Genomic DNA, 13,840 nt, shown 5'->3' with positions numbered 1-13,840 from the left:
GATCGCATCGACTTCGGCGGGCTGTCGTTCAATGGCCTGCCGGGCGGGGAAAGCCCCTTCACCAACGGCTACCTTCGCTTCGTGCAAGACGGCGCGGACACGCTGTTCGAATATGACCGCGACGGTTCGGGCACGTCGGACGGTTGGGTCCCCCTGATGCGCCTCGAAGGCGTTGACGCCACGAATCTGACTCGCGCAAACCTCGCCCAGAACTGGTCGCCCGATGGCACCGGCGTGACCATCAACGATGATGAGAACAGCAACTACCTCTACGGCACCGACGATGGCGACACGATCCTCGGTAACGGCGGCGGCGATATTGTTTACGGCGCTGGCGGCGGTGACGATATCCAGGGCGGCGCTGGCGGGGATTCGCTCTACGGCGGTTCCGGCGCAGACACGATGACCGGCGGTGACGATGGCGACTACGTTTTCGGTGAGGCCGGAGACGACGATATCGACGGTGGCACGGGCGGCGATGACGTTCGCGGTGGTGAAGGCAACGACATCGTGCGCGGCGGAGAAGGCGCGGACACGCTCGAAATCTATTATGGCGGTGGCGGTGACGACACGGTCTATGGTGAGGGCGGCAACGATACCATTTACCTGAGCTACGCCGGTGCCGACTATGGTACTGACACCGTTTATGGTGGTGATGGCGATGATGTGATCCGCGACATCAGCGCCGGTGCCGGGTTTACCACTGTCACCGGTGGCGACGGTCGTGACACCTATATCTTCACCTATGTCTCGCCCAGCTACGCGGCAGATACGGTGACGGATTTTGCAGCAGGTCCAAACGGCGATCTGCTCGACTTCGCGTCCATTCCGTTCTCGGGCCTGCCCGAAAGCGGCAATCCCTTCACCGGTGGCCACATCACGTTTGTGGCCGACGGCGCGGCCACGCTCATCCAGTATGATCACGATGGCGCTGCGGGCGGCTCCTCCAGCCCCTATACCATCCTGCGCCTGCAGAACGTCGCGCCGGCATCACTGACGCGCGACAACTTTACCGCAGCCTATTCGCCCGATGGCACCGGCATCACCATCAATGACGACGAAAACGGCAATACGATCAACGGCACACCCGATGCCGACACGATCAACGGCAATGGTGGCAACGACACGATCTACGCCGGTGCCTCGGCAGACGTAGTCGACGCAGGCGACGGCAGCGATTATGTCTATGGCGGCAGCGGTGACGATCAGATCGGCGGCGGCGCTGGCTATGATGTGCTCTATGGCGAGGCCGGTGACGACACCATCAACCTTGGTGCAGACAGCGACGGCGGCGTCATCGTCGGCGGTGAAGGCAACGATGCCATCGAAGGCAGCGAAGCGGGCGACACGCTCTATGGCGATGGTGGCAATGACACCATCAACGGCAACGGCGGCAATGACACCATCTATGACGGCAACGGCGACGACACCGTTCATGGTGGCGAAGGCAACGATGCCATCTATGGCAGCGGCAATGCCGGTGACGCGCTCTATGGCGATGGCGGTAATGACTATTTCCAGGCGGCGTCTGGCGCGCTCTATGGCGGCGCGGGCGCTGACGAACTCTATCTCACCGGTAGCGGTGGCGGCACTGCCGATGGCGGCGATGGCGACGACTTCTTCACCTGGCTGACACTGGGCGGCGGCGTGGCCGATCGCTTCACCGGCGGCGACGGGCGCGACACGTTCCGGCCCTACTACTTCTCCGCAAGCTATACCGCCGACGTCATAACCGATTTCAGCGCGGGCCTCGGCGGTGACCGCCTCGATCTGGGCTATCTCATCGCTTCGTTGAGCAATTACGCTGGCGGCACGAACCCGTTCGGCAGCGGACATCTGCGCTTTGTGGCGGACGGTGCCGATACGGTTCTCCAGATCGACACCGATGGCGGGGCGGACAACTGGATCACCGTTCTGCGGTTGGAGAACCTTGATCCCGTAACGCTGGTCCGTGACAACATCGTGCAGGCCTATTCGCCGACGGGTGTCGATGGCGTGACGATCAACGATGGCGACGGTTCGTCCAACCTCGATGGCACGTCTGACGATGATACGATCAACGGCAATGGCGGCAACGACATCATCAATGCCCTGGCCGGAAACGACACCGTTTACGGGGGCGACGGGCAGGACAACATTGCAGGTGGCCTTGGCGACGATACGCTCGCAGGTAATGCCGACAACGACAGCATTTCTGGCGAAGGCGGCAGCGATATCATCACTGGCGGCACCGGCGCGGATTACCTGTATGGCGGCACCGGTAACGACGACATCGGCGGCGGCGATGGCAACGATTATATCGACGGCGGCGATGGCACCGATGTCCTGACTGGCGGCGACGGCAACGACACGATCTACAGCGGCGCGGGTCCGAATGACGAAATCTACGGCGGGCTGGGTGACGATTATCTTGTCGGCACCGCAGGCTCGCACGTCGAAGGTGGCGAGGGCAACGATACGCTCGTCATCAGCGGCGCAGGCGCGACCTTCATCGGTGATGCCGGAGACGACAGCTTCGTGCAGGTCAGCCACGATGGCGGTGCAGCCGATACGCTGACCGGTGGCGCAGGCCGTGACAGCTACCGTATCGATTACGTCAACATTTCGCGCACTGCCGATATCGTAACCGATTTCGCGCCCGGCGCGGGCGGCGATGTACTCGATATTTCGCTGGTGATCGCGTCGATGCTTGGTCTTGCTGGCGGCGACAGCCCGTTTGTAGCAGGATTCCTGCGTCTTGAACTCACAGAGGATCTGTCGGGCACGCTGGTTCAGGTCGATACCAATGGCGGCAGTGATAGCTGGCAAACCGTGCTCGTTCTCGAAGGCGTTCTGCCCGAAGAACTGACGCGCGAGAACTTCTCCCCGCAGCACGCGCCGGACGGTTCGGGTATCGAGATAATCGATGGCGCTACCGGCACGATCATTGTCGGCACGTCAGGCGGCGATGCGCTCTATGGCGGCGGAGGCGGTGACACGATCTATGCCGGGTCGGGCGATGACCTTGCTGATGGCGGCACGGAAAATGACACGCTGTTCGGCGGTCGCGGTAACGATTTCCTGTTCGGCGATGCCGGTAACGATATCGTTCAGGGCGATGATGGCACCGACGAGGTTCACGGCGGCGAAGGGGACGATTCCGTCTTCGGCCAAGCCGGAGACGACACGCTCTATGGCGATGGCGGCAACGATTATCTTGCCGATACCGAAGGCAACAACACCTTCTACGGCGGCACCGGCAACGATACCTTCGGCACGGTCGGGCAGGGCAGCGGCACCGATACCTACACCGGCGGTTCCGGTCGTGACAGCTATGGCCTGAACTGGGCGTCGGGCAACCCGGCTGACGTGATAACCGATTTTGCCACCGGCATCGGTGGCGATGTGATCGATATCGCCAATGTCGGCGGGGTCTATCTTGGCGCTGACAATCCCTTCCTGCGCGGTTTCCTGCGGCTTCAGCAGGATGGAGCCGACACACTGCTCCAGTTCAACGCAGATGGTATCGGCGATGACTGGCAGAACGTGCTGCGTCTTGAAGGGGCCACACCAGCCAGCTTCAGCTACGACAACTTCACGCCGCAATATGGCCCTGACGGCACTGGTGCGGCCATCATCGGCACTGTCTCCGGTGAAAATCTCTATGGCACGGTCAGCAACGATACCATTGAAGGCCGCGACGGAAACGATGCGCTCTATGGTGGTGCCGGTCTCGACACGCTGCGCGGCGAAGATGGCAACGACCATCTTGATGGCGGTGCGGGGAACGATGCCCTGTTCGGCGGCATCGGCAATGACAGCTTCTACGACAATTCCGGTTCGAACACTGCTGACGGTGGCGAGGGTAACGATACCTTCTACTACGTCAGCAACAACACGCAGGTCGATACGCTCACCGGCGGTACGGGTAGTGACGGCTATGTTCTTGCGTGGACATCGGGTCGTCCGGCCGATGTGGTTACCGATTTTGCGGCCGGTCTAGGCGGCGACGTCATTGACATATCGGCTATCAACTCGGTCAACTTCGCCAGCGGCGACAACCCCTTCGTCACGGGATACCTGCGCCTGTTCCATGATGGTCTGGACACTGTGCTGCAATACAGCGCCGATGCTTCGGGCACGGTCTGGGAATCAGTCCTGCGCTTGCAGAACGTCGATGCGGCAACGCTCACTTATGCCAACTTCGCACCGCAGTTCGGGCCGACCGGCGCGGGTGCCACGATCAATGATGGCGCGGGGGGCAACTCGCTCTATGGCACGCCCAGCAACGACATCATCAACGGCAACGATGGCAATGACAGCATCTATGGTGACCGTGGCAATGACCAGATCTTCGGCGGCGGCGGTGCTGATTACCTTGCAGGTCAACGTGGCGCTGACTCGCTCTATGGTGGCAGCGGCAACGATACGCTGATCGACGTCGAAGGTGCCAACATCATCGAAGGCGGCGAAGGCAACGATGTCTTCCAGCAGGTCGGCTATGGCAATACCGGATCGCAACTGACCGGCGATGCCGGATCGGACGTCTACCAGTTGCTCTGGCGCGTGGGCGGGATGACCGATGTCATCACCGATTTCACCACAGGCCCCGGCGGCGATCAGCTCTATCTGCACTCCATCCTCAGTCAGACCATCGGTTACATATCGGGTGAAAACCCCTTCCTGACAGGGCATCTCGCGCTGGTGCAGGATGGTGCAGACGTATTGCTCATGTTTGACCGAGATGGTTCGGGTGCGGGCGAAGCAGTTGCGCTGGTGCGGATGCAGAACGTCTCGGTCGGCGATTTCACGCTCGACAGCTTCGATCCCAGCTTCTCGCCCGGCGGCACGGGCGTAACGCTCGAAGGCACGTCCGAAGGCGAGGTGCTCTATGGCACGGCCTCGAACGATACGATTTCAGGCTTCGGCGGGACGGATACGGTCTATGCCGGATCGGGCGACGATACCGTCTACGGCGGCACTGGCCCCGATTACCTGCAAGGCGGCCAGGGCAACGACGGTCTTTATGGCGGTGACGGCAACGACACCATCCTTGACTCGTTCGGTACCTCAACCGTCAGCGGCGGCGAAGGGGATGACTACATCGCCGTCGCCAATGGCACCGTGCACGGTGATGAAGGCGACGATACCATCCAGAGCGGCGGTGCGGGCGATTACTATGGCGATGCCGGACGCGACATTCTGTCCGGTTCGGGCACGCTCTATGGGGGTGACGATGCAGACGTCGTCACCGTTACGTCCGACGGCGGCACCGGCTATGGCGATGCAGGCAACGACGATGTGCGCGGCGGAAATGGTGCGCAGTCGCTCTACGGCGGCGATGGCGTCGATACGATGCGCAGCGGCGCGGGCAACGATCTGCTTTCGGGCGATGCCGGTGACGATGAACTGAACGGGGAGGCGGGCGACGACAGCCTGCAAGGCGGTTCTGGCTACGATTCCGCCCGCTATTTCGGCAACCGTGCCGACTTCACCGTAACGAACAACGGCGACGGCACGTTCACCGTAACCGACAATCGCCCCGGCTCACCTGCAGGCACCGATACGCTGCAAGGCGTCGAAGTGCTGGTCTTCGATGATCAGGAACTGCCGCTCGCCACCTTCACCGGCTACACCTGGTACGGATCGAGCGCGGATGACAGTGTGCCCGGCACGCCGCTTTATGTGCAGCCCGGCGCGATCATTCCGGGCAGCGAACCCGGCTTCGATATCTCGAACCCCGTCACTGACTATGATCTGATGGGTGATGACACCATCAACGCAGGGCCGGGATTCGACCAGATCAACGGCGGGGGCGGCAACGATACCGTCATCGGCGCAGGCGGACCGGACCTGCTCTATGGCAACACCGGCAACGACACGCTCTATGGCGGCGAAGGCGATGACGACCTTTACGGCGGCTCGGGCCTCGATACGATCTATGGCGGCGAGGAAGACGACGTAATCCGTGGCGGTCTGCACGACGACGCGCTCTATGGCGGCAACAACAACGACGACATTTCCGACTTCGAAGGCACCAACCTGATCCACGGCGATGCCGGAGCAGACGTGCTGGCCGGTTCGGGCGAGATCTACGGCGGCCTTGGCAACGACAGCGTGAACGTGGTCGGCAAGGGCTATGGTGACGGCGGCAACGACAGCGTTTCCGGCACCGGCGAAATGCGCGGCGGAGACGGGGACGATTCCGTCGTTGGCACCGGCGTGCTCTATGGCGACGGGGGCAACGATGCGCTCAATCCTCACGGCTCGTCCACGGCCTATGGCGGTGATGGAAATGACAGCTTCGCCCAGGACATCTTCCATGAAGGCGATGCCACCTACTGTGGCGGCGCGGGCAATGATGCGATCTCGATCATCTATGGCGGAGACACCGCATTTGGCGATGACGGTGACGATATCATCAGCGCGGGCATCTATTCGGGCGACAACGCACTCAGCGGCGGTGCAGGCGAAGACCTGATCACGGGCGGCACCGGAAACGACACGATCGACGGCGGCACCAACGATGACGTTGCGGTCTATGCGCGCGTTCGCGGAGACTTCACCGTCACGCAGAACGGTGCGGGCGGCTACACCGTGGTCGATAACCACGGCAATGAAGGGCAGGACGACGTTACCGACGTTGAAACGCTGCGCTTCACCGACATCGATTTTCAGGTCAACGATGGCAATACCGGCCAGACACTTGGCGGCGATGGCGATGCCAACCTGATCAGCGGCACGCAGTTCGACGATATCGTGCGCGGCGAAGGTGGTGACGATCAGATCGAAACCGGATCGGGCAACGACCGCATCTATGGCGGCGAAGGGGCCGACCGGATCGAAGCCGATGGCAGCGAGGCTCCCGGCGTTATCGCCGACTTCCGCGGCATCGGCAACGATGTGGTCTACGGCGGCGGCGGAGATGATGTGATCTCCACCGGTGCCGGTTATGACATCGTGAACGGCGATGATGGCAACGACACGATCGACGGCGGCGAGGGCGACGACCAGTTGTTCGGCAACGCGGGCGACGATGCCATCTATGGCGGCGCTGGCGCGGATCGCATTGTCGATACCCAAGGCGAAAACACCATCGAAGGCGGTGCAGGGGCTGACAATATCACCGGCTATGGCGTGGTCCGTGGTGGTGACGACAACGACATCATCACCGGCGATGGCCACCTCTTCGGCGATGCCGGGAACGACACCATGTCGGGCACGGGCGAGCTTGATGGCGGCGAAGGCGATGACGATATCGCCACGGTCTATTCGGTCGCCTACGGCGGCGATGGCAACGATACCATCCGGGGCTGGACCGGTTACTACTACAGCTCCGGCAGCGAAACGCTCTATGGCGGCAGCGGCGACGATGCGATCAACGGCGGTTACGGCGCGGATATCGTCGTCGGCGGCGCGGGTGATGACGATCTGACCGGCGCCGAACAGGACGATCAGATTTACGGCGGGTCCGGCTACGACAAGGCTTACTACGCGGCCAATATCGGTGCCTATACCTTCACCGATCTTGGCGCGGGCCAGTTCGAATACCTCAGCGCGACGTTCCGCATCACCGGCAACGCCGATGGCACGGTCACCGTGGTCGATCTGCGGCCCGGCTCATCGCTGGGCACCGATACGCTCACCGGCATCGAACTCTTCGTCTTCAACGACGACGAACTTGCCAATCCCTATCCCACCGATCCCAATTTCGGCCTCACCATTTCGGGCACGCCGTTCGACGATATCCTGATCGGCGATTCCGGCGATGACACCATCACCGGCTTTGCAGGGAATGACCGTCTGTTCGGTGATGACGGCAACGACGATATCGTCGCGGGCCTCGGCAACGATGTGCTCGACGGCGGTTCGGGCAACGACGATCTGCGGGGCGATGCGGGCATCGATCACATTTACGCAGGAAGCGGGTCCGACGTGGTTTCGGGCGGTGCCGATGGCGATATCATCTACGGCGGTCAGGGCGCTGACCAGATCTCCGGCGATGGCGGCGATGACCAGATCTACGACGAAAACGGCCTGAACCTCATCCACGGCAACGATGGAAACGACACCATCTATGCCGATGGCGAAATCTATGGCGACGCCGGGGCCGACCGCATCGGCCACTTCTACAACTACGCCGAAGGCACGATCTATGGCGGCGCCGATGACGATACGATCTACGCCGCAGGCGCGCTCGCATCGGGCGGCACCGGCAACGACAGCATCCTGTCCGTCACCGCGCTGACCCACGGTGATGAAGGCAATGACAGCGTTAAGGGCAGCGGCGAACTGCATGGCGATGATGGCGATGATACCGTCATGGTCTATGCCGGAGCCACTGGCCACGGCGATGCCGGGGACGACTATCTGCGCGGCTCCACGCTTTACGAAATCTCCGCCGATGGCAGCCAGACGTTCTACGGCGGCACCGGCAACGATACGATCCGTGGTGACTATGTGGTCTACGGCGTCGGTGCGACCGTCGGCAACGGCAGCGATCCCTTCGCGCACGGCAGTGATGACACGATCGATGGCGGCGCGGATACCGATACCGCCGCCTATGCCGAACGCCGTGACCGCTACACCGTGGTCCGCAACGCCGAAGGCGTCCTCACCATCATTGCCAACTTCACATCGGAAAGCACCGACACGCTGACCGGCGTCGAACAGCTTGCCTTCACCGATGCGACCATTGGCAAGGGTGAGGCCGGACAGACCATCACCGGCACCGCTGGCGTGGATGACCTGCTGGGCACCGCGCAGGATGATGTGGTGTCACTGCTCGACGGCAACGACAGCGTGTTTGCCGATACCGGCAACGATCACGTCTACGGCGGTCTGGGGAGCGACATCATCCACGGTCAGGAAGGCAACGATGTCCTTCTGGGCGAAGATGGCAATGATGCGATCTATGGCGGCAACGGCCTTGATCAGATCATCGGCGGCGCCGGTGGAGATCTTCTCTATGGCGAACTCGGCAACGACTATATCGCAGGCGGCGCAGGCGATGACCTGCTCTCCGGCGGTGCCGACAATGACGTTCTGGTCGATAACGAGGGTGACAACATCCTCTATGGCGACGACGGCAATGACAGCACCACGGGCAACGGCGTACTCTATGGCGGCTCCGGCACGGATAGCCTGAGCGGCAATGGCGACCTCTATGGTGGTGCCGACAATGACAGCATCCGGGGCTACGGTCGCGTCTTCGGTGACGATGGCAACGACCAGTTGCAGGGTGGCTTCGAAATCTACGGCGGGTCCGGCAATGACAGCATCATTGCCGAAGGCACCACCCTGGCCGAAGGCGGCGATGGCGACGACCTTATCGCACCGTGGATCTACAACGATGGCGATGGCACCTTCAGCGGCAACGCCGGCAACGATACGCTCTATGGCGGCAACGGGACCGACAATCTCAGCGGCGACGATGGCAATGACACGCTCTATGGCGGGCAGGGCCACGACCGGTTGAGCGGCGGGCTTGGCGGCGATACCTTCTATGGCGGCGGCGGAGACGACAAGATCTACGGCGGCGGCCAGACCGAAGAAAACCCCGATGTCGTCTACTATTACGGCAACCGTAATGACTACACGATCGTCACGATCGACGGGAAAACCATCGTCACCGACAATCGCCCCGGCTCGCCCGATGGCGTCGATACGCTCTACGGCATCTACGATGTCCGCTTCCTTGATGCCGATTACGTCACCTCGCCCAACTATGGCGTGGAGGTGAACGGCACCGAGGGCGATGACGTGATCAACGATCACAGCGCGCCCAAGCCACCCCTGCTTGATCTTGGCTCCGGCGATGATTTCGTGCGCGGCAACGGCGGCAACGATCTGATCGAAGGCCTTGCTGGCAGCGACACGCTCTATGGCGGCGAGGGCAACGATACGATCAACGGCGGCACCGAGGCGGATTCGATCCACGGTGATGCTGGAAACGACATTCTCAGCGGCAACGACGGTGACGATGAAGTCTCCGGCGGTGCTGGCACCGATACGCTCCACGGCGGTCAGGGTGAGGATAACCTCTACGGCGGCACCGAGAACGACAACCTCTACGGCGGCAGCCAGAACGATCTGCTGCTCGGCGGCGATGGCAATGATCTGCTCGATGGCGGCAGTGAAGACGACTATCTGCTTGGCCTGTCAGGTAATGACACGATGTTCGGCGGTTTCGGCGACGATACGCTCGATGGCGGTATCGGTGACGATATCCTTTCGGACACGTCAGGCGCGAACGTGCTGGATGGCGGTGAAGGCAATGATGTGATCACCGGCACGGGCGATCTCTACGGCGGCCTTGGTGATGACGCGCTGACCGGCGTCGCTGGCAGCCAGAACCTCTATGGTGGCCTTGGCAGCGACAGCTACGTTACCGGTGATGGCGATGACACCATCCTCGATTCCGGCTTGCCAGAGGATATCGATCGCGTAACCTATGGCACTGCACGCGGCACCTTCACCGTGGCGCAGGCTGCTGGCGGAATGCGCATTGTCGACAATCGCGGCAATGGTGGTTTCGATATCGTCCAGGGGATCGAGGAGTACGTCTTCAACGGCGAATTGCTCACTTTCGCCACGCTGAACGCCGGTCGCGTTACCGATCTTTCGGCATCGCTGGTCGATGAAACGCTGCTGGTTTCCACCCCGTTCGAAAGCCGCGTCACTTCTGGCGACGATCTGCTCGATACCGGCGCGGGTAACGACACTATCGATACCGGCACCGGCAATGACCGGATCGACAGCTTCGAAGGCAACGATACCGTTCAGTCCGGCGAAGGCAACGATGTGGTCTTTGCAGGCACGGGCAACGATACGGTCGATGGCGGTGCGGGTGATGACCAGCTCTTCGGCGAAGATGGCGACGATACGCTGTCGGGCGCGGCGGGTGCCGATGAGATGTTCGGCGGCTTTGGCGCTGACATCCTCTATGGCGGCGATGACAACGACCTGATCCGTGGTGGCAACAATGACGATGCCCTGTTCGGTGGCAGCGGCAACGATGATCTTCGCGGCGAACACGGCAATGACTCGATCGCCGGTGGTGATGGCAATGACGTCATCTCCGATAGCGAAGGCGCCAACACCCTGCAGGGTGGCAATGGCAATGATACCATCACCGGTGTCGGGTTCCTCTATGGCGATGCCGATGACGATACGCTGTCAGGCAGCGGCAGCCTCTATGGCGGCACCGGCGCGGATCTGATCAACGGATCGGGCACGCTCGATGGCGGTGACGGGGATGACGAAATCAATGGTGGTAACGGCACCGACACGATCTTCGGCGGCAGCGGCAACGATGTGATCCGCACCGGCAGCGGTGCCGATGTGGTCGATGCCGGAGCGGGCGATGACAGCATCACCGGCGGCGCAGGCAACCAGACTGTCGATGGCGGCATTGGCAACGACGTGTTCTTTATCAACGGTCTGCGCTCGCAGTTCACCGTCACCTATGATGGCGCTGGCGGCTACATCGTCGTCGACAACTTCCCTGAGAACGGAGACTTCGGCGAAGATCATCTGGTTGGGGTCGAAGCCATCCAGTTCTCCGATCAGCTCTTCGTGCTGAGCGAAGGCAACACGGGTGGCGTGTTCAACGGCGGTAATTTTGCCGATACCTTCTATGGCGGCGGTGATCCTGACGTTGCACGCGGCTTTGGCGGCAATGACTCGCTCTATGGCAACGGCGGCAACGACACGCTCTATGGCGATGCTGGCAACGATCACCTCTACGGCGGTGCCGACAACGACCTGCTCGATGGTGGCGATGGCATCGACACGATGGAAGGCGGCACCGGCGATGATATCTATCGCGTCGGCAGCGCAGGCGATGTCGTGATCGAGAATGTCGATGAAGGAAACGACACGATCGAATCCGAAATCAGCAGCTTCTCTCTGCTGACCACACCGCATGTCGAAAACCTGATCTACACCCGCGATTTCGGTAACTTCATCGGCACCGGCAATGCCTTGGCCAACCAGATTACCGGCGGCAACCAGAACGACACCCTCGACGGTGGACTGGGCGCAGATCGGCTTGTCGGTCTTGCCGGAAATGACCGCTACTATGTGGATGATCTGGGCGATGTTGTGGTTGAAGCCGCAGATCAGGGCACGGATGCGGTCTATGCAACCGTGAGTTTTGCCATCTCGGCCAATGTCGAAAACCTCCACCTCGTCGAAGGCGCGGCTGCGGCCCTCAACGCCACGGGCAACGATCTCGACAACGCCCTCTACGGCAACAGCCTCGACAACCTGCTGGATGGCGGCTTGGGCGCTGACCGGATGTATGGCGGCGCAGGCAACGATACCTACGTGGTCGATAACGTGGGTGACCTGATCACCGACGTCAGCGGTGATGCCGATACCGTGCGCACCACGCTGAACACCTACGTTCTGCCGGGCGCGGCTGAACATCTGGTGTTCATCGGCGCGGGCAACTTCAATGGCACCGGCAATGCCAAGGCCAACACGATCGAAGGCGGCGCGGGCAATGATACGCTCGATGGTGGCTTCGGCATCGATACGCTGATCGGCAAGGGTGGGAACGACACCTATCTTGTCGACCGTAGCGAAGACGTGGTGGTCGAAGCTGCAGGCGAAGGCAGCGATACCGTTATTGCCAGCAAGAGCTGGACGCTTGGTGCCGGTATGGCCGTCGAACGGATCGAAGCTGTTGCGGGGGCGGCGAATATCCACCTCACCGGCAACGAACTGGCCAACGTGCTGGTCGGCAACAATGCCGGAAACCGTCTCGATGGTGGGGCCGGGGCCGATACCATGATCGGTGGCCACGGCAACGATATCTATGTCGTCGATGCTGTGGGCGATGTGGTTGATGAAACCGGCGGCAGCGGTGTCGATACGGTCGAAACCTTCATCAACTATACGCTCGCTGGCACGCTGGAGAACCTGACGCTGCGAGCAGGCGGGCTGACCGTTTCGGGCAATGCCCTGAACAACATTGTCACTGGCAGCAGTGGCGCAGATATCGTCAACGGCCTTGCCGGTGCCGATCGTCTCTATGGCGGTGATGGCGATGATGATCTGCGTGGCGGCGATCAGAACGATATCCTTACCGGCGATCAGGGCAGTGACCGTCTCGATGGCGGCAACAACAACGATACGCTCGACGGCGGCGATGGTGACGACAATCTGTTCGGCAAGGCAGGTGCAGACGTCCTGATCGGCGGCGCGGGCAATGACGGCATCGACGGCGGCACCGAGGCTGACTCGATGACCGGCGGGCTTGGCAATGATCGTTATTATGTCGATCATGTTGGCGATCAGGTAATCGAAGCTGCGGGTGAGGGCACCGATACCGTGCGCGTAACCCTTGCCACCTACACCTTGGGCGCGAATGTCGAACATCTGACCTATGGAGGCACCGGCAACTTTACCGGCACCGGCAACGATCTGGTCAACAACCTGACCGGTGGTGATGGCAACGACACCCTCTATGGCCTGAACGGCAACGACCGTCTTCAGGGCGGTGCCGGCGCAGACGTCCTTTTCGGCGGGGCCGGGGCAGACAAGTTCGTCTTCACCAGCCTTGCCGAATTCAGCGCCGGGCCGCTGGACCGTGTGGCCGACTTCTCGCTGGCGGAAGGGGACCGCATCCGTCTCGACACCATCGATGCCAACAGCGTCGCCGGGGGCAATCAGGCCTTTGCCTTCATCGGCACGGCGGCCTTCAGCGGCACGGCGGGTGAACTTCGCTATGACGCGATCGGCGCGAACTCGATCGTCTATGGCGATGTGAATGGCGATGGTGTGGCGGACTTCCAGTTCCAGGTCGATGGATTGACCGCTTTCCTTGGGACGGAATTCGTCCTCTAAGGAAGGA

General features: G+C 61.6%; 1 protein-coding gene. It reads left to right on the top strand.

Annotated features, from left to right (window positions below; genetic code table 11):
• Positions 1-81: 81 nt before the first annotated feature.
• Positions 82-13,833, top strand: a complete 13,752-nt coding sequence (locus tag ACOVQ0_RS17200; protein ID WP_421887263.1) for a beta strand repeat-containing protein — start codon at positions 82-84, stop codon at positions 13,831-13,833.
• The last annotated feature ends 7 nt before the right edge of the window (positions 13,834-13,840 follow it).

The sequence above is a fragment of the Novosphingobium sp. genome, assembly GCF_049240505.1.
GTDB lineage: Bacteria > Pseudomonadota > Alphaproteobacteria > Sphingomonadales > Sphingomonadaceae > Novosphingobium.
Note: the sequence above shows the minus strand (reverse complement) of the source record. Positions and strands in the feature narration are given on the sequence as shown.